The 22,185-nt window shown below is 35.6% G+C and carries 4 protein-coding genes; 3 read left to right on the top strand and 1 reads right to left on the bottom strand.

Annotated elements, in window-relative coordinates; all coding sequences use genetic code 11:
- Positions 1 to 576 precede the first annotated feature (576 nt).
- The 3 genes from ACRHNM_RS07790 to ACRHNM_RS07780 all read left to right on the top strand — a co-directional run bounded on the left by ACRHNM_RS07790 (position 577) and on the right by ACRHNM_RS07780 (position 20,544).
- A complete protein-coding gene (locus tag ACRHNM_RS07790; protein WP_431135329.1) occupies positions 577 to 10,575 on the top strand; it encodes a BspA family leucine-rich repeat surface protein in 9,999 nt (3,332 codons plus the stop codon).
- A 341-nt stretch (positions 10,576 to 10,916) separates the two neighbouring features.
- Positions 10,917 to 13,313, top strand: coding sequence for a M14 family zinc carboxypeptidase (locus tag ACRHNM_RS07785; RefSeq protein ID WP_431135328.1), 2,397 nt, complete (start codon positions 10,917 to 10,919; stop codon positions 13,311 to 13,313).
- Positions 13,314 to 13,488: 175 nt separating this feature from the next.
- The gene (locus ACRHNM_RS07780) at positions 13,489 to 20,544 is read left to right on the top strand and encodes a choice-of-anchor D domain-containing protein (protein ID WP_431135326.1); all 7,056 of its coding nucleotides are present in this window, start codon (positions 13,489 to 13,491) and stop codon (positions 20,542 to 20,544) included.
- 92 nt (positions 20,545 to 20,636) lie between these two features.
- Here ACRHNM_RS07780 and hisS read toward each other — a convergent pair whose 3' ends face one another.
- Positions 20,637 to 22,007 (bottom strand): histidine--tRNA ligase, encoded by a 1,371-nt coding sequence (gene hisS, locus ACRHNM_RS07775; protein ID WP_431135324.1) that lies wholly within the window; start codon positions 22,005 to 22,007, stop codon positions 20,637 to 20,639.
- Positions 22,008 to 22,185: the final 178 nt, after the last annotated feature.

Here is a 22,185-nt window from a genome sequence, read left to right as displayed (position 1 = left end):
ATCATTTAATACTAAAACTGTTAGGACATCCACTACATTGAATTTACTGTTTTTATATCTCTTAAAGGAGATGCTATTTTGCTGCATTAAATACAACTTATAAACACTGTTTTTAGTAATTATACATTCTTCGTGTTAATCTTTAGATTTATTAGTATTTATCATAAAAAAACAAGCCTTTAAACTCCTTTTAACCATTAAGATAGCTGTTTGTCGTATTTATTATTTTTTCAAAGTTTATAATTGCATTTAATCGTTTTTATTTTAATAAAAAATATAAACTTCTTAATTTTAACTATTTAATTTACAATGTTTTAACAATTTTAAATTTAATCATTTAAAAAGTAATCCTATTCATACATAAATTTATTAAAAATACATATTAACGAAGATTAAATACGTTTTATCGTATTTTTAGTGCATTTTGTCGGATATTTATTTTGAAAACAGTTTTTATCATCATATATTTGACGTCCCTCAATAGTTTATAATAGAATTATTTTTTAATCCAAATTGAATTAATAACTAAGCACCTAAGGACTAAATTATTGCCTATTACGATAAACTATTATTATCATGAAAAAAAGTTACATCCTGTTAATTCAATTTTTAATTGCCTTAACTTTTTCCGTAAGCTTAGATGCTCAAAACGAGTTTATTACAACTTGGAAAACGGATAATCCTGGTACTTCTAATGCAACGTCTATAACCATTCCTACTATTGGAGTAGGCTATAACTATGACGTAGATTGGGATAATGATGGTACCTTCGATCAATTTGGAATTACTGGTGATGTGACTCATGACTTTGGAGTTGCTGGAACGTACACCATAGGAATTCAAGGTGCCTTTCCAAGAATTTATTTTAATAATAGTGGAGATAAAGACAAAATTCTTGAAGTCAATCAATGGGGAACTATTGCTTGGAGTTCTATGGAAAGGTCATTCCTTGGATGTAGTAATCTAAATTTCAATACCATTCTACCTTTTGATGCTCCAGATTTAAGTAATGTGACGTCGATGCGACTAATGTTCTCTGTTACCAACAGCTTCAATAGCCCTATTAACCATTGGGATGTTTCTACTGTGACTAACATGTCAGATATGTTTGCTAATGCAAACGCTTTTAACCAAGATATCAGTAGTTGGAATGTTTCTAATGTAACTGATATGGTAAGGATGTTTTACTCTGCAGATTCTTTTAATCAAGATATTAATAGTTGGGATGTGTCTAGCGTAACTGTTATGGAAGGTACTTTTTTTGAAGCAGATGCATTTAATCAAGATATAAGTAGTTGGGATGTGTCTAATGCTACCAATATGAGAAGCATGTTTAGGAGTGCATCTTCCTTTGATCAAGACTTAAGCAATTGGGATATATCTAATGCTACCAATATGATAAATATGTTCCTTGATGTTACACTCTCTACCTCTAATTATGAGAATATTCTAATTGCTTGGAATAGTTTAACGCTGCAAAATGGTGTGAATTTTCATGGTGGTAATAGTAAATACTGCTCTGCTGCCGCGACTGCTGCCAGAGCTAATATGATCGCTTCAGATGGTTGGTCCATTATTGATGGTGGTACAAATCCTCCAACAGCAACTTGCATTGCAACTCCTTTTACCTTAGCATTAGATGCTAGTGGAAATGCTACTCTATTAGGAAGTGATATTGACAATGGGTCTATTATTTGTGGTAGTGGTACATTAGGACTAAGTTTATCTCAAACCGCTTTTACTTGTGCAGATTTAGGAAGTCATACAGTAACTTTAACCATTGATGATGGGAATGGAAATACGGATTCGTGTTCAGCAACAGTTAATGTTGTTGACAACCTTGCACCAACTCCCGATGTAGCAACTTTAACTGATATCACTGCAACTTGTGAAGTCACTAGCTTAACACCTCCTACAGCTACTGATGCTTGTGGAACGGTTACTGTGACTCATAATGCAACACTACCGATTACGACTCAAGGTACAACTACCATTACATGGACTTATAATGATGGCAATGGAAATACATCTACTCAAAATCAGGATGTTATCATTAACGATGTGTCTGCTCCTGTTCCTGATGTTGCAACTTTAGCTGATATCACTGCAACATGTGAAGTCACCAGCTTAACACCTCCTACAGCTACTGATAGTTGTGGAACGGTTACTGTAACACATAACGCAACACTACCGATTACAACTCAAGGTACAACTACCATCATCTGGACTTATGATGATGGAAACGGAAATACAGCTACTCAAAATCAGGATGTTATCATTAACGATGTGTCTGCTCCTGTTCCTGATGTAGCCACTTTAGCGGATATTACTGCGGAATGTGAAATCACTAGCTTAACACCTCCTACGGCTACTGATAACTGTGGAACGGTTACTGTGACTAATAATGCAACACTACCGATTACCATACAAGGTACAACTACCATTACATGGACTTATGATGATGGAAATGGAAATACATCTACTCAAAATCAAGATGTTATCATTAACGATGTGTTAGCTCCTGTTCCTGATGTAGCAACTTTAGCGGATATCACTGCGGAATGTGAAGTCACCAGCTTAACACCTCCTACAGCGACTGATAACTGCGGAACGGTTACTGTAACAAATAATGCAACACTACCGATTACAACTCAAGGTACAACTACCATCACATGGAATTATGATGATGGAAATGGAAATACATCTACTCAAAATCAGGATATTGTTATTGATGATGTGTCAGCACCTCTTCCTGATGTAGCCACTTTAGCGGACATTACTGAGGAATGTGAAGTCACTAGCTTGACAGCTCCTACAGCTACTGATAACTGCGGAACGGTTACTGTGACTAATAATGCAACACTACCGATTACAACTCAAGGTACAACTACCATCATCTGGACTTATGATGATGGCAACGGAAATACGGCTACTCAAAATCAGGATGTTATCATTAACGATGTGTCTGCTCCTGTTCCTGATGTAGCAACTTTAGCTGATATCACTGCAACATGTGAAGTCACTAGCTTAACACCTCCTACAGCTACTGATAACTGCGGAACAGTTACTGTAACACACAACGCAACATTACCGATTACAACTCAAGGTACAACTACCATCACATGGACTTATGATGATGGCAACGGAAATATGGCTACTCAAAATCAGGATGTTATCATTAACGATGTGTCAGCACCTCTTCCTGATGTAGCCACTTTAGCAGATATTACTGCGGAATGTGAAGTCACTAGCTTAACACCTCCTACAGCTACTGATAACTGCGGAACAGTTACTGTCACCAATAATGCAACACTACCGATTACAACTCAAGGTACAACTACCATCACATGGACTTATGATGATGGAAACGGAAATACATCTACTCAAAATCAGGATATTGTTATTGATGATGTGTCAGCACCTCTTCCTGATGTAGCCACTTTAGCGGACATTACTGCGGAATGTGAAGTCACTAGCTTAACACCTCCTACAGCTACTGATAACTGCGGAACGGTTACTGTAACACATAACGCAACATTACCGATTACAACTCAAGGTACAACTACCATCACATGGACTTATGATGATGGAAATGGAAATACAGCTACTCAAAATCAGGATGTTATTATTGATGATGTGACAGCACCAGTTCCAGATATTGCCACTTTAGCAGATATCACTGCGGAATGTGAAGTCACTAGCTTAACACCTCCTACGGCTACTGATAACTGTGGAACAGTTACTGTAACACATAACGCAACACTTCCTATTACAACTCAAGGTACAACTACCATTACATGGACTTATGATGATGGCTACGGAAATACGGCTACTCAAAATCAAGATATTATTATTGATGATGTGACAGCGCCAACATTTAATTCTTGTCCATCGAGTACCTCTGTTAATAATGATCCTGGGACTTGTGGTGCCAATGTAAACTATACAATACCAACGGCTACTGATATTTGTGGAACAACTACAGTAACTCAAACAGATATTACAGGACTAACCAGTGGTGATTTCTTCCCTATTGGGACAACAACCTTAGAATATACTGCAAATGACGGACTTGGTAATACTTCTGTTTGTAGTTTCACAATAACAGTTATTGATAATGAAGCTCCAACAATAACTTGTCCTTCAGCTGTAGTGGTTAATGCTGATACAAATTGTGAAATTACCAGTGTTACTTTAGGAACACCAACTACAAATGATAATTGTGGTATTGCAACAGTTACAAATAATTTAGCAGCACAATTACCATTACCTGTTGGAAATCATACTGTTATTTGGACTGTAACAGATAATGCTGGCTTAACTAATACATGTACTCAACAAGTAACTGTTATTGACAATACAGCACCTGTGATAACTTGTCCGACACCCAATCCTATTTACAATACAGATGCTGGAGAGTGTGACGCAACCTTATCATTTACCGTTACGGCAACAGATTTTTGTAATGCTTCACCAATTATAAGTTATGAAGTAAGTGGAACACCTATTAGCTTTCCTTATGATTTTCCTATAGGAACAACCACAGTAGATGTAACTGCTGATGATGGAAATGGTTCAACATCAACCTGCAGTTTTGATGTTGTTGTTGAAGATAATGAAGCTCCAATTGCTATTTGTCAACCTATAACAATTTCACTCGATGCTTCTGGAAATGCGAGTATTGCTGAGGATGCTATTAACAATAGCTCTACAGACGCTTGTGGGAGTTTAAGTTTTGACACAAATATTACGGATTTTGATTGTTCAGATATTGGTACAAACAATGTCACTCTTACTGTTACTGACAGTTATGGAAATTCATCTACTTGTAATACAACCGTTACAGTCTTAGATAATGTTCAAAATGCAACAGCTACTATTACTTCAACTCCAGCGTCTCCAATATGTCAAGGCCAATCTGTAACTTTTACTGCTTCAGGTACTAACTTAGGCACTAATCCTCAATACGAATGGTTTGTCAATGGTATTTCAGTTGGAAATAACAGTGCAACGTACACTACTACTGGATTAAACAATGGTGACGATATATATGCAGAAATTACCTCTGGCTCATGTGATACATTTACTGTAAGTAATACAGTTATTATGACTGTTAACCCTCTATTACCTGTATCTTTTACCCTAAATGCATCAGCAAATCCTGCATGCTCAGGAGATAACTTAACATTTTTTGTTACAGGCTTAACTAATGGAGGAGGCTCACCTACTTATCAATGGTACGAAGATGGTGTTGCTGTTGGTGGAAACACAAATTCCTACTCTTCCACTACTGTTACAAATGGAGAAGTTATTACTGTAGATATAACTTCAAGTTTAGCCTGTGCTGATCCAATACCGGCAAGTGAAAGTATAACGATGACAGTTAATCCAGATGTTACATTCAATTTAACAACCGGAAATAACATACAAACTGTATGTAATGGAGATTCTTTAACTGATATTATTTACAATATCAGTGACGCCACAAATGCTTCAATTACAGGAATACCAACGGGAGTTACAGGTACTTATACGGCTGGATCTTTCACTATAAGTGGTACTCCAACGCAAATAGGTGTTTTCAATTATACAGTTACACCAATTGGGTGTGGCTCAGCTACAGCTACAGGTACGATTTCTGTAGGACCAGATGCTACTATTAATCTAATATCAGCCTCAGAGGACGATGGCATTTGTAATGATAATGTAGACAATCTGAACTTAGAATTCCAATTAAATTCAGGTGCAACAGGAGCTGTATTAACTAGTACACCTGCTTTACCTACTGGGATAAATGGCTCCTTTAATGCAGGAACTGGTGTTTATACAATTAGTGGTTCAACAACGAGTTCTGGAACTTATAACTATACCGTTACGACTACAGGATGTGGTCCTGGAGATTCGATTAGCGGAATTATCACAGTTTATAATGGTGTGCCTTTGACTCCATCAAACATAAATGGTCCATCTTCATTTTTTTGTCCAGTAACAGAAGCAATATATTCTGTTCCTTTAGATCCTAATGTAGAAACGTATAATTGGACCACAACAAGTGGTTTTTCAATCCAATCTGGTCAAGGCACAAATGAAGTAATATTATCTGTCAATGGTTTGGCTTTTTTAGAAACCATCACTGTTACTGCAACAAATGCTTGTGGCACATCTTCGAGTATTAGTGAAACAGTATTATTTAACTTTACGATTAGTGATATTGATGCTGGTCCAGACATTTATGTTTGTGCAGGAACTACACAAGTAACTATGGCTGGTGATGATGGTGGCCTAAATTATAATGAATGGACCTGGGACGATAATGGTGCTGGAGGAAGTTTTTCAACTCATTATATTGGTCAAACAAGAAGTTGGTCTTGGGGATGTTGGTGCTTTATATATACTGATATTTACGATTATACAGAAACTAGTACGTATACAATACCTCCTTCTGCTCAACCAGGCGATGTCATTACCGTGTCTTTAATTGCAGATAGCTGGTTTTGGTGCTCACCTTTAGAAAGCACTATGCAAATTCATATTTTAGAAGAACCTGAAGCTGAAATAACATCTTCAGAAGTCACTCTGTGTGAAGGAGATTCTACTAATATTACCTTTTCAGGAACACCAAATGCTCAAATAAGATATAATGATGGTAGTGGAAATACTCAAGCAATACTTGATGCCAGTGGTAACTATACACTAAGTGTTTCACCAACAGTTACAACTACCTACACACTCAACAGAGTAAGATATACTAATGGAGCTTATCCTGGTAGCAACAATAATTGTCCTGTAGTATTAAATGAATCTGTTACCATAAATGTTAACACACCACCCACTATTGTAGCTCCATCAGATATTACAATTTGTGAAGGAGAAACCGTGAACCTATCCTCTGGTTCTTTTGGGGGAACTAATGCTGTAGCCACTTGGTCCACTTCTGGGAACGGTACGTTTAGTGGAAACACTTATACACCTAGTGCCGCAGACATATTTAATGGTACTGTTACGCTCACTTATACAAATAATCCTAGTGATGGCATATGCTCATCAGTATCTGATTCTATGGTCGTCACAATTAATGAAGCTCCAACCGTGTATGCTGGAGTAAATCAAACTATTTGTAGCGATGGAAACATTGTGCTAAACGGAAGTATTGGTGGTAGTGCTGGTTCAGCTACTTGGAGTGCTCCTAGTGGAAGTTTCTCAAATCCAAATGATTTGAATGCTAGCTACACACCTAGTATTACAAGTGGTACTGTCACACTTACCTTAACAAGCAATAATCCAGCTGGTCCTTGTGCTTCAGAGACTGACACAGTAACTATTACAGTTAATCCTGCAGCAACAGTGACTACTGGTGGTAATCAAACTATTTGTTCTAACGATACTGTAGATTTAACGCCAGCTTCATTTGGTGGCAGTGCTAGTTCTGCAAGCTGGTCTACAAGTGGAACAGGAAACTTTGCTGGAAACATTTACACACCTAGTGCTGCAGATATTGCAAACGGCACAGTAACCCTAACATATACAACAAATAATCCTGCTGGTGTCTGTAGTTTTGCTTCTGATGTTATGATTGTAACCATTAATGAAGCAGCAACTGTTAATGCTGGAACTGATATTACAGCATGTTCTAGCTCAAATACTGTCGCATTAAATGCTTCATCAAATACTCCTGGTATATGGTCTGGTGGTACTGGAAGTTTTGATAATAGTTCACTACCAAACGCTATTTATACAATTGGTCCTGGTGAAACTTCAGGAACAGTGACCCTTACTTATACAACAAATGATCCTGATGGCACTGGTCCTTGTGGTATGGCTTCAGATTCAATATTAATTAATGTCATTCCTTTTGTAAATGCCTCTGCCAGCACTACAACAACTATTACCGACTGTGACGATACCGTTATAAATCTATCAGGTAATATGACTGGTCACTGGACTGCTGTATCTGTGCCTAGCGGAAGTTCATTTAGTTTTTCAAACATAAACGATCCAAACGCTACATTTACAGGAGAAAGTGGTGTTAGTTATGATATTACCTGGACCTTAGACAACGCTGCTCCATGTGCTGATGACACATCTACTTTTAATGTATCATTCCCTGTTTGTGGCGACTATATTGATTTTGATGGAAATAATGACTTTGTTAACTTTAATAACAATAATAGTCTGTCTGGTTCATTTAGTATTGAGGTTTGGGTTAAACCAAACACTATCAATGGCAACATTCAAACCATATTATCAAAACGTAATGCTAATAATTTTGCAACAGGTTACGATTTACGATTGGTAAATAATACCATTTCATTTCATGCTAATGGTTATAATATTTCAGCCAATGGAATAACATCTAACCGATGGTATCATGTGGTTATAACTTACAATGGCACGTCTTATACATTGTATGTTGATGGAATTCAAAGAAATAGTTCTGCTGGGCCTAATCCAGCCGCTAATGCAAACGACATGCTTTTAGGAGCGATGAGCAGACCTAATAATATACCTGCGAATTATTTTAATGGCTGGATGGATGAATTACGTTTCTGGAACGTAGCTTTAAGTTCCGAACAAATTCGAGAAATGATGAATCAAGAAATTGAAGACAATACTACTGTTAGAGGTTCTGTTCTTGGATTAGATATTACTGGATTAAACTGGAGCAATTTAGATGCTTATTATCAGATGAATCAAGGCACATCAGACATTGCTGCTGGTTATTTAGTTGGTGATGTTGGTGTATCAGGACGTTTATCTAATATAACTTCATTGCAAGAAGAATCTGCACCATTGCCATATATAAGTGCTGATAATGGTAATTGGGATTCTGTCAATACTTGGTTAAACGGAAACGTTCAAATGATTCCTAATACCAATAATGTCAATTGGAATATTGTCAGAACAAGCCATAACATTAATTCTGGCAACAGAACAACAACTTTAATGGGACTACTTGTTGACACTAATACGTACAGTATAACCAATGACCAATCGTTACTCATTACTAAATATTTAAATATTAATGGAACTTTAGATCTAGTTGGTGAATCACAATTACTCCAAACTTCAAGCAGTATTGTTGATTATAGCGGAACAGGTAATCTTCAGCGAGATCAACAAGGAACAGCCAATCTTTTTGCTTATAACTATTGGGGAAGTCCAGTTAGCAGCGATGGTAACACTTATTCTATTGGTAGCATTTTACAAGATGGTACTATTGTTAACAACCCACAACCTGTACTATGGACCAGCAGTCCAAATGCAAATGGTTCTACGTCGCCTGTAACAATGAGTAGAAGATGGCTTTATCTTTATGAAAATTATCCTGAAGCATCTTATGCAGATTGGAATGTAATTTCTGAAACAACACCTATATCTGTTGGATTAGGATTTACAATGAAAGGAAGTGGGAATAGTGGTTCATTTCAAAATTATACATTTGTAGGTCAACCAAACAATGGAATAATCTCTTCTCCTGTGACTCCTGATTATCAAGCTTTAGTTGGAAACCCATATCCATCGGCAATTGACGCACATACTTTTATTGCTGATAATAGTGCTGTACTTTTAGATGGAACGCTTTATTTTTGGGAACAATCTTCAACGAGTGCATCACACTACTTAGCAGATTATGAAGGCGGTTACTCCTACTTAAATTTAACAGGTGGCACAGCTGCTGTATCACCTCCAAATATAAATGGTGTGGGAGATGCTAATAAGATTCCTAGACGATACGTACCTGTTGGACAAGGATTTTTTGTGACAGGTAATGCAACTGGTGGAACCATTCAGTTTAATAATAATCAGCGTGCTTTCGTTAAGGAGTCTGGAGGAAACTCTATCTTTATGAGGACTACTAATACAAATATTGAAACCGAAAACTCTAATAAGTATATTAGAATCGATTTTGTTTCTCCTGAAAATGCTAAAAGACACTTATTACTTGGTTTTATGGATAATAATGTAGCTACTGATGCTGTAGATTACGGTTATGATGCTTTAAATAATGACACGTTCTCCAATGATATGTCATTTAATATTGAAGGTGAAAAATACATTATTCAAGGTGTAGGTAGTTTTGATGAAACAAAATCATATCCTTTAGATATAGATTTAACATATGGTGGTACCATTGAGATTCAACTCGACAGTTTAGAAAATTTTGAAGAAGATATAGAGATCTTTATTTACGATGCGCTTCACGGTACTTATACACAATTCAACGATATAAGTTTCCAAATCACTTTGGAAGCAGGTCATTATAGTAATAGATTTTTCTTGGTCTTCCAAGAGGACACTACATTATCAACAGTAGATACTGACTTTAAAGACATTATGGTTAACTATCTTCAAACAACTAATGAAATCTACATAAATACACCAAGCTCTATTCAGGTTAAACAAGTATACCTCATTAATATAGCTGGTCAAACTGTAGCTTCATGGAATGCGGTTAACTTACCATTATCTGATACAATCAGAATACCTGTTAAGTCGATTTCAGAAGGCAGTTATCTCATAAAAATAGAAACAAACTATACGACTTTTAACAAAAAAGTTATTATCAAATATTAATACCATTTATGGTATTGAAAAGGTTATTTAGAAGATAACCTATATAGCATAAACAAAAAGAGCATCTATTTTAAGATCCGAAAGGTAATTTCAATAGATGCTTTACTGTTATTTATAACAAAAATATCCGTATTTAATACTTTTAGTTTTCATAAATAGAATACGCTATAACACGCTAAGATTGTAACGTTTTATTTATCACAAGTTTCTTTACTTGAAGTCTAATTCATAAACAATAATGCATTTCGTCGGTTTTTTTAAGCATTTTGTGGATAATTTTCAAAATAAATAATATATTAGCGACAAATAATATAGCCCCAAATCTATCTAAACCCAAACCGATGAGAAACATTACATTTCTACATGTACTACTATTACTCCTATTTTTTAATGGAAATTCACAAACAACTAATCTCCAAAAAGCTCAAGAATATATTGAATCTAGAGGTGAAGTTTGTTTAGTCTTTACAGCTAATAGCGAGCAACAAGTACAGGAAATTTCGCAATTTCTTTCTATTGGTCATAATGTTAACCACGAAACTTTAGAGGTCGAAGCTTTTGCTAATCAAGATACTTTTCAGCAATTTTTGTCTTACGGTCTTCCCTTTACAGTTAATCAAAATGACAATGAATTTACACCAAGTATCAATTCAAATGAAAATGCTCAAACATGGGATGTTGATTGGAACTCATATCCAACCTACACACAATACGTTGACAAAATGAATTATTTTGCAGCTACATACCCAAACCTATGCTCTCTTGAATCTATTGGTAACACAAATAATGGCAGACAATTATTAATGTTAAAAATATCTGACAATGTATCAAGCAACGAAGCTGAACCTGAATTTATGTATACCTCATCGATGCATGGTGATGAATTAGCTGGTTTTCCTTTAATGATAAGATTAGCCGAATATCTATTAAGTAATTACGGATCAGATCCTGAAGTTGATGGAATTGTAAATAATACAGTCATTTATATTAATCCACTAGCAAATCCTGATGGAACTTATAGAAATGCTGGCAACAATACGATTACCAATCCAATTAGAGCAAATGCAAACGGTCAGGATTTGAATAGAAACTATGCCGATAATGTTGCTGGTCTTCACGATAGTGGTCTTTATGAAGTTGAAACACTGGCATTCATGAAATTTGAGGAATCTCATAATATCGTACTATCTGCCAATTTTCATGGAGGCACAGAGTTAGTTAACTATCCTTATGATAACACGTACGACCAACATGCAGATCATGATTGGTTTGAATATATTTCAGTTGAATATGCTACTCATGCTCAGAATAATAGCCCTTCAGGTTATATGATGGTTGATGAAGATTCAGATGTATACCCAAGTCCAGGTGTAACTCATGGCGCTGAATGGTATCGTGTTTATGGTGGTCGTCAAGATTATATGAACTTTTACAGAGGAGGAAGAGAAGTTGTTGTAGAATTATCTGATACGAAATGGATTCAGGGTAACGCTATTAATAATCATTGGACATATAACAAACAAGCATTATTAGATTTTATGAAACAAGTAAACTACGGTTTACAAGGCACGGTTTCTGATGAATCCGGAAACCCAGTTGTTGCAAAAATTTCTATTGCTGGTCATGACGCCCTAAATTCATTTGTATTTTCAAACGAAGATTTAGGAGATTATTACAGGTTACTCAAAGGTGGCAATTACAATGTAACTTTTGAAGCTCCTGGTTATGCTACTCAAACTATTAATGTTACCATAACAGACAACGTACAAACTGTTCAAAACGTAACAATGATAGCTTCTACAGGTTTACCTGACGCTGATGATGTATTTATTTTCGAAAATGAAACAGCAACACTAACCGCTTCAGGTTTAGGAACTCTAAATTGGTATGAACATAGTAACGATGATACTCCTATTTCAACAGGAGCCAGCTATACCACACCAAATTTAACAAATACAAGATCTTATTTTGTTGAAGATGTGATTTCATGGAGTAATATTGGTTCCACTAATTACTCTACAAATGGTAGTTATTTTGCTGGCGGAACTACAGATCGCTATTTGATTTTTGATGCTACTGAATCTGTCATGCTAAAAGAAGTCACAATTAATGCCGAACAAACTGGCGAAATGGAGGTTCAATTACAAGATAGTTCTGGAAATGTATTAGATTCAAGACTTATTTTAGTTGAAAACACTGGTATTCAACAAATCGAACTCAACTTTATGATTCCAATAGCCAATAACTTGAGATTAGCTAGTGCTGAATTATCATCAGGTTTTAAATTATGGAGAAACAACACAGGAACTGGAACTAATTATCCCTATACTAATGGCCCTGTTACAATAAAAGGAAATAATATTAACGATCTAAATTATTATTATTTTTTCTATGATTGGAAAATTCAGGACATCAAAAGTGCCAGAAAAGAAATTGTAGTTAATGTAGAGGAAACTCTTACTGTCGATGATGCAGCTCTTGAGGATATGAGTGTTTTTCCAAATCCATTTAGCAACTCTATTACCATAAAACTTCCTTATCAATCTTCAAACTCAAGTATAACTATTGAATTATTTGATGTAAGCGGACGATCCATATTAAATATGTCTGACGTCAATTCAAATAATAATCAGTTCAAACTAGATAACACCCAAAGCATATCGAAAGGCACATATTTTTTAAAAATTACCAATAACACAACAAGTAAATCATCTGTGAAACAGTTAATTAAACAATAATAAATCTTCAAAATGATAAAAAGGCTAAAATTTTAATAAATTTTAGCCTTTTTAATTTTCTGAATATCAGTATTTTAAAATTTAAATATGCATTTCATCGAATTTATTTGCATTTCATGGAGTACAAACATATATTTGATGCCTTAATTAGTCCCAAACTAAAATGTAACCGCTTATGGAAATTTTTACACTTTCGCTTAGAAAGTATGCACTCTTAGTAGGCATCCTTTTTATAACAAACGTAACCCTTGCCCAAACTGCTGATTTCAATGTACAACATTTACAAGATGATATTGGAAATTCAGGAGGCACAACCACTAGTTTCTCTCCAGTTGGTTCATTAAACAATGCTGTAGCTTTAGCAAATAATAACAGAAAATCTAATGCTGGACCAAACAGTTCATCTAGCTCATTTAATGGAGATGATTTATCTGGTGCCAGAGTGTTAACCGCTACAAATACATTATCGTATTACCGAGAATCTGGATCTAACGCCTCAGACATGAGGTTCAATACTTCTATTTGGGAGTATGTTGGTGCTCCTGGTGGTGACAATGAAATGATAATTAGAGGAAGATATGCAGTAAATTTAAATGGAAGTACAAATAGTGTCACACGAGTACTTACAGGAATAAGCAATGCTGATAAATGCATTCCTTTTATTACTGGTATAAGAACTGATGCAGCCTCTTCAGGCGCAGATTCTGGTACAGCTATAGCTTATTTAGAAGATGCCTCTACCTTAAGAGTAGAAAAAGGTACAAATTCTAATGATGTTATTGTATACGTAACTGTTGTAGAATATACAGGAAGCAATTGGACAGTATTACATGGTGATTCTGGAAATACTTCGGGAGATAATGGAACAATTACACTTCGCAATGGATCAGATGGAACTGGTACAGCAACTAATGTTTCTAGCTGGAATGAAGCTATAATTTTTACCCACCACAGAGGTGATAATAATGATAATCGTTTAAATGAAGCTATAGCAGACAACTGGCCACTAGCAGAACCAGGTTCAAATAATCAGCGTGTTGATTGGACATTTGACGCTAATCACGACTCAAACGGAACTAACAGACAATTTGTTCATGTACTTGTAAATCCCGATTTAAATGTAACGAGATATCAAAATACAGATAATTCAGCAGGAGAAACTACAATTGATATAAGTTCATCTGGGTTATCAAGCATTAATGAAGCTTTAATAGTAGGCAACTCTATCACAAATGGTGGTGGTACAGCTTATGCTAGAGGTTGGAGAAATTATTATTTAAAATCAACAACACAAGCTGCTCACTGGTCACATAGAAGTGGTAATACAATGGAGCATGAAATTCAAATTGTAGACTTGTCAGGTTTAACTTCATCTTCAACTGGTTGTATATCCACTATAAGTACTTTTCCTTATTCAGAAGGTTTTGAATCTGGACTTGGTGCTTGGACTCAGAGTTTAGATGATGATAGAGACTGGACAAGAGATGCAGGAGGTACACCTTCAAACAATACAGGACCTTCTAGTGCTAATGAAGGAATCTGGTACATGTTTACCGAAGCAAGCTTTGGCGATGACAATAAAGATTTTTATTTAGACAGTCCGTGTTTTGATTTAACGGCTGAAACTTCTGCAACATTTTCGTTTTATTACCACATGTATGGTACAGCAATGGGAGATCTTTTTGTAGATGTAAGTACAGATGGAGGACTTACCTACTCCACAACATTATGGTCTCAGATCTCTGAGGATCAAACAAGCAGTGCTCAGGCCTGGGAATTGGTAGACATAAATTTAGCAGCTTACTTAGGGCAAACTATAAATCTTCGTTTTAGAGGAGAAACAGGTTACGATTATAGAAGTGATATGGCTATTGACAATATAACGTTAACTGCTGTAGGCACACCAACTCCAGAAATTAATATTACTGGTCTTGGTCAAAATATTACTGATGGTGATGTAATTCCAGATCTCTCTGATGATACAGACTTTGGAACTGTTAATACGCCTTCAGGAACAAACATAAATACATTCACTATAGAAAACACTGGTACGGCTGCATTATCAATTGGAACAATTTCTATTGGTGGAACGAATGCATCAGATTTTACAGTAAGTTCACCTCCTGCAGCATCTGTTACTCCTTCTGGATCAACAACATTTGATATTACCTTTGATCCAAGTGCAAATGGCCTTAGAACAGCTAATGTTACTATCGTAAATGGTGACAGTAATGAAAACCCATATAACTTTAACATTCAAGGAACAGGATTTACTGCAACTCCCGAAATAAATATCACTGGAAACGGAATCACCATTAGCGATGGAGATATATTTCCTACACCTGCTGATGATACTGAATTCCCTGCTGTTTCTATAGCTGGATCAACACATACCAATACATTTACAATAGAAAATACAGGAACTGCCGCATTATCAATTGGAGCCATATCATTTGCTGGTGCCAATGCTTCAGATTTTACCGTAAGTTCACCACCTGCTGCATCTGTTGCCCCTTCAGGATCAACAACATTTGACATTACATTTGACCCAAGTGCAGCTGGTCCTAGACTTGCTAATATTACAATTGTCAATAATGACAGTGACGAAAACACGTATTACTTTAACATTCAGGGATTTGGAATCACACCTGGCATATGTACATCGACTGTAACTTCGTATCCTTATTCTGAAAGTTTTGATTCTGGAATTGGTCTCTGGACGCAAGATATTAATGGTGTTGATGATGATATTGATTGGACTCGATTAAGTGGTGGCACCTCATCAAATGGAACAGGTCCAAGCAGAGCTCAGGATGGTAATTTCTACATGTACACGGAAGCTACAGGCAACCCTAATAGCACTGCGCAACTGGTAAGCCCTTGTTTTGACTTAACCAGTGCTAGCAATCCTAGATTTACATTTTTCTTCCATATGCGAGGTAGTGTAACCAGTGGTGGATGGACTCCTACTACAACAAACTATATGGGAGATTTACATATTGAAGTAAGTACAGATAATGGACTTACATATAGTAGTATACTATTTACTCAATCTGGCTATGTTCAAGAAGATAGTGATTCAGCGTTTATTCCTATAAGTATTAACCTAAATAGTTATATTGGTCAAATTGTAAAATTAAGAATCAGAGGAGAAACAAGTGGAGACTACAGAAGTGATATGGCTATTGATATGGTAACTTTAGTAGATAAGCCAACTCCAACTGTTGCTCCAGGTGGTGTAACTTCTAGCTTAGCACTTTGGTTAAAAGCTGATGACGGATTGAGCTATACTTCAGGACAAAATGTGTCCTCTTGGCAAGACCAAGGACTAGGAAGTGACGCAAGAGTAAATAGAGCTTCTCAAGCGCCTACTTATTATGATAATGTCACAAAAAATGTAAATTTCAACCCTGTGATTGAGTTTGACAATTCATATGCCTCTCCTTCAGTTGATAGCGATTATTCTCATGATAGCACAAGTTCAGAGTTTTTATCTGGAGACTATGGTTTCTATACTCAAGAAGTGTTTATTGTGGTGATACCTGACGACACACCTATTAATAGATCATTCGGATTTATGGATGTCTTTTGTAGTGATGCTCATTTAGATGTAAATTCAACAGATGCAACCGGATTAGGTTTTGGAAATTACACAGGCAGAGTTAGTAACGAAGTTATTTGTTATGCTCATGATTCATATGATAATGATCCTAGTGATGGATATGGTGTAGCTCAAACCGGATCTGCAAGCTACAATAATGTTGGTATTATTAACACAAGAAATAATACAGCCAACACAAGACAAGAATTATATTATAATGCTAATGATATTGAAAATACTCAGAATGATATTGCTGAATACATGAATTCTAACGACTCAAGGTGGTGGATTGGACGAAGTGAAGGCTGGGAAGCGTCTTTGAATGCGAGAGTTGCTGAAGTTATTACATATTCATCTAGAAAAGCTGATGCCAACTTAACTCAAGAGCGTAATAGAATACAGTCTTATTTAGGCATTAAGTATGGTATTACACTTGGGGTAAATGGAACTACACAAGACTATGTTAATAGCGATGGCACAGTCATTTGGGATCAATCTGCAAATGTTGGTTACAACTATGATATAGCTGGTATTGGTAGAGATGATGCTTCAGAATTAAATCAAAAACAATCTAGAAGTGTCAATAATGCTTCTGATGGATCTGGTCGTACAGAAGGTATTTTAACTATTGGACTAACTGACATCTATGATACTAACAAATTAAATCAATCAAATAATGCAACGATCTTAAACGATAAAGAATATTTAGTTTGGGGTAATAATGGTGCTGATCTTGAGCTTGCTTCATCAACTGTTTCAGTCAACATGAGTGCTGGCATAACACCTGCGCTTACTACCAATGTAACTTTTACAGCTATGCAACGTGTATGGAAAGTCGTTGAAAACGGTGGAGACATTCCAAAAGTTAAAGTAAGAATACCTCAAAATGCTATAAGAAACATTACACCTCCAGGAAGCTATTATATGTTTATATCTAGTACTGGTGTTTTTGATCCTACTGCCGATTACAGAGTGATGAAAGATGATGGTTTCGGAAATCTTGAAACTGAATATGATTTTGACAATACCAAATACATCACTTTTGGTTATGCACCTCAAGTGATTGTTGAACGCTCTATTTATTTTGATGGTGCTGTTGACTATATTGACATGGAAGATGCACTAGATTTGAATCCTAGTGAATTTACGATCTCAGCATGGATTAAAAGAGATGCTGCTGATAGTGGAACAAAATCAATTGTCTCAAAAAGAAACACTGCGTTTACAAGAGGTTATGATTTTAGAATTTTAGACGATAACAGAGTTGAAATATATTGGAAAAATGCCAGTGATCAGGTTCTTACATCTTCTACAGCTATTCCTGATGAGGAATGGCATCATGTAGCGGTAACTTACAGTGGTTCAACTACAAAAATATTTATAGATGGTATAGAGGATAGTTCAGATAGTAGATCAGCTCCTGTTAATACTGATGAATCGTTCTATATTGCTGCTGCAGGTAAAGGAACTCCTGTTCAACATTTCAGAGGGAATATTGATGAAGTTAGAGTTTGGAACAGAATGCTTACTCCTAGCCAGTTAAGATTTATTATGAATCAGGAAATTGAAAACAACTCCTCAATAGTTGCTGGTAAAGTTTTACCGACTACTATCAGCAAAAATGATGTAGATACAATTCCTTGGAATGACCTTGCAGGATACTATCCAATGTCTGTATATACTTATACAAATACAGAGGATGCTTCCGGAAAAGGTAACCAAGGTGCTTTAAGAAACTTAAACACTGTTGATAGACAAACAGCTCCTTTACCATACGAATCCACTCAAAATGGAAATTGGGATTCACAAAATACTTGGCGAAATGGAAATGTTCAAACCATTCCTGGAACGACTTCGCTTGTTAAAAACTATCTTACTGTAGATTGGAATATTATTAGAACGAATCACAACGTCACAATAGATGATGACTCTGATTTACCTTCTGGTAAAAATGGAAACAGAACAGTTCTAGGATTAATGGTAGATAGTAATGAATTAGAAATTAGTGGTATGACTGATGCTACAACAAATACAGGTTACGGACTTACAGTGTCTCATTATTTAAACTTAACGGGTACTATTGACCTTGAAGGAGAATCACAATTAATTCAAACAGATCGTAGTGACTTGGTAGTTGCTAATTCAGGACGACTAGAACGCGATCAACAAGGTACTGCAGACACTTTTACCTATAATTACTGGTCTTCTCCTGTTGGTCAAACTGATATGGAAACAAATGAATTTAGATATAACTTAACGAATGTCATCCAGAATGTTGGTTTTAAAGGTGGCTATAATGGTACAGCATCTCCTTTACAAATCGCAGATTACTGGGTATGGACTTTCTCCAACTTAGCTAATGGTGATTATTCTGCATGGCAACAAACAAGAAGTACAGGAACTATTTTAGCTGGTGAAGGTTTTACTATGAAAGGACCTGGTTCTGGTCTATTAACTGATGATCAAAATTATATCTTTAGAGGTAAACCTAATAATGGAGATATAGCCTTAAGCATAAATGCAGGTAATAACTATTTAGTTGGTAACCCTTATGCTTCTGCAATAGACGCAGTAGAATTCATAAATGACAATCTTGGTGTGACTACAGGAACTCTATATTTCTGGGAGCATTGGGGCGGAGGAAATCATGTGTTAGCCGATTACCAAGGAGGTTATGCATTAATGAACTTATCTGGTGGTACACCTTCTGTAACACTTGGTCAACCAGTAGCTGGTGTTAGTAACACTGGAACTGCAAGAAAAACTCCAGGCAGATACATCCCAGTTAGTCAAGGATTCTTTGTAGTTGCAGATGCTGGAGGACCTATTGTTTTTGAAAATGACCAACGTCAATTTCAGAAAGAAGATGGTTCACTAAGTAGTAGTTCAGTATTTATTAGAAATAGTGAAGCTGCAGCAAATGCTGATGAATCTCAATCTTCTGGAGATCCAAGAATGAAATTCAGAATTGGTATTTACACAGTTAATACCATTCAACGTCAATTATTATTAACTATTGACCCAAATGCTACAACTGCTGTAGATTTAGGGTACGATGGTGTACTAAATGAAGAACAAATGGATGACATGTTCTGGATGATTGATGGCGATAAGTACATTATTCAAGGTAGTAATGATGCTGAAATTGACACAACATATCCACTAGGTGTTAAAACGGATTCTCAAGGGTTAAACATTATTAGTATTAATGGTCTTGAAAATGTTCCGGATAGTATGAATATTTTCATACACGACATCGAAAATAACATCTATCACAATCTTAGAGAAAGTGATTACGAAATATATCTGGATGCTGGAGAGTATTTAGATAGATTTGAAATGACATTTAGAGACGCAGATGATACGCTTAGTACTGTTGATAACGAATTGAGCACATTAGAGATTTATTACTCTAATGACATTGAAAGTTTAGTGTTATTAAATCCTGATTATAAAAAAGTGAAGTCTATCGAATTATTCAATATTGTTGGACAATCGATTCATACTATAAAAGATATTTCAGAACTGGACTATTCTGAATATGAAGTTAAGCATTTAAGTTCTGGAACTTATATTGTAAAAATAAATACTGCAAGCGGTTCAGTATCCAAGAAAGTTTTAGTAAAATAATAGATCCCAAATCTACCTTAAACTTAACTTATGTAAAAAGCCTCAAAGAAATTTGAGGCTTTTACTTTTATAACGAATAGTTGTTGAATATCTTATTGTAAACGCTTCAGCATTGTATCAAATGAAAGCGATTCCTGATCTCCAGTTTTCATGTTTTTAAAAGTGAATGTATTCGCATTCATTTCAGATTCACCTAAAAGAACCACATAAGGAATATTACGCTTATTAGCATAGTTAAATTGCTTGATGGTTTTCTTATGATCTGGAAACAATTCTGCACTAATCCCATGTTCACGTAACTGTTTTATAGCTTTCAAACTAGCCATTGCTTCTGCATCTCCAAAATTGATAAACAAGACCTTTACCGTAGTACTTATGGTTTCAGGAAATAAATTTAAATCTTCAAGCACTAAAGCAATTCGATCTAAACCAAAGCTGATACCTACACCACTCATATCCTTTAACCCGAAAATACCAGTCAAATCGTCATAACGACCTCCTCCTCCAATCGATCCCATATTTACTCCTTCAGGTGCTGATACTTCAAATATAGCTCCAGTATAATAGTTTAAGCCTCGAGCAAGCGTCACATCTAATTGTAGTTTTGCTGTTTTCAAACCAAGTGTTTCAATCCCTTGATTAATAAATTCTAACTCTTCAATGCCTTTTTGTCCTTCTTCAGAAGCATTTAAAATAGACTTTAATTCCTTTATTTGAGAACCAAAATCACCTTGCAAACTGAATAACGGTTGCAATTTATCTATTCCAGACTGCGGAATCCCTTTGCATGACATTTCGGATTTTACCTTCTCCTCTCCTATTTTATCAAGCTTATCTAAAGCAACTGTAAAATCGATAAGTTTATCCTGTGCGCCAATAACTTCAGCAATGCCTGATAAAATTTTACGGTTATTGATTTTTATCGTCACTCCGTTTAAGCCTAAAGCAGAAAACACAGCATCATACAACTGAACAAATTCTACTTCCTGCCATAAAGAATTACTACCAACCACATCGGCATCACATTGGTAAAACTCTCTGAATCGTCCTTTCTGTGGTCGATCTGCTCTCCAAACCGGCTGAATTTGATAGCGTTTAAATGGAAAATCAATCTCATTCTGGTGTTGTACCACATAACGCGCAAATGGAACGGTAAGGTCGTAACGAAGGGCTTTTTCAGAAATACTAGAAGTTATTTGATTAGAATCTTTAGTTTGATATAAGTCATCATTAATTTTACTCAAATAATCTCCAGAATTCAATATCTTAAAAATCAAACGGTCGCCTTCTTCACCATATTTCCCCATTAAGGTATCTGAATTTTCAAAACTCGGTGTTTCAATGGGTTGAAATCCGAAGATCTCAAATTGTGTTCTAATTGTATTAAAAATATAATTACGTTTTGAAACCTCTTCAGGGTTAAAATCTCTCGTGCCTTTTGGTATGCTTGGTTTTTGTGCCATGTTTACGTCCTACAAAAGCAGGAATCTCTTTTTTAATAATAACAGGTTGATATTTTATAACAAATTCTAAAAAACAACTAAAATACATACATAAACTCATAATGAGATTTCTCGTCATTCCAACTTCGCTCTGTCGAATTGACAAATCAAAACTTGATATAAAAAATCGAATACCTAT

This window comes from Psychroserpens mesophilus (assembly GCF_050617655.1).
Classification (GTDB): Bacteria; Bacteroidota; Bacteroidia; order Flavobacteriales; family Flavobacteriaceae; genus Psychroserpens; species Psychroserpens mesophilus_A.
This window is presented reverse-complemented; position numbering and strand designations above follow the sequence as displayed.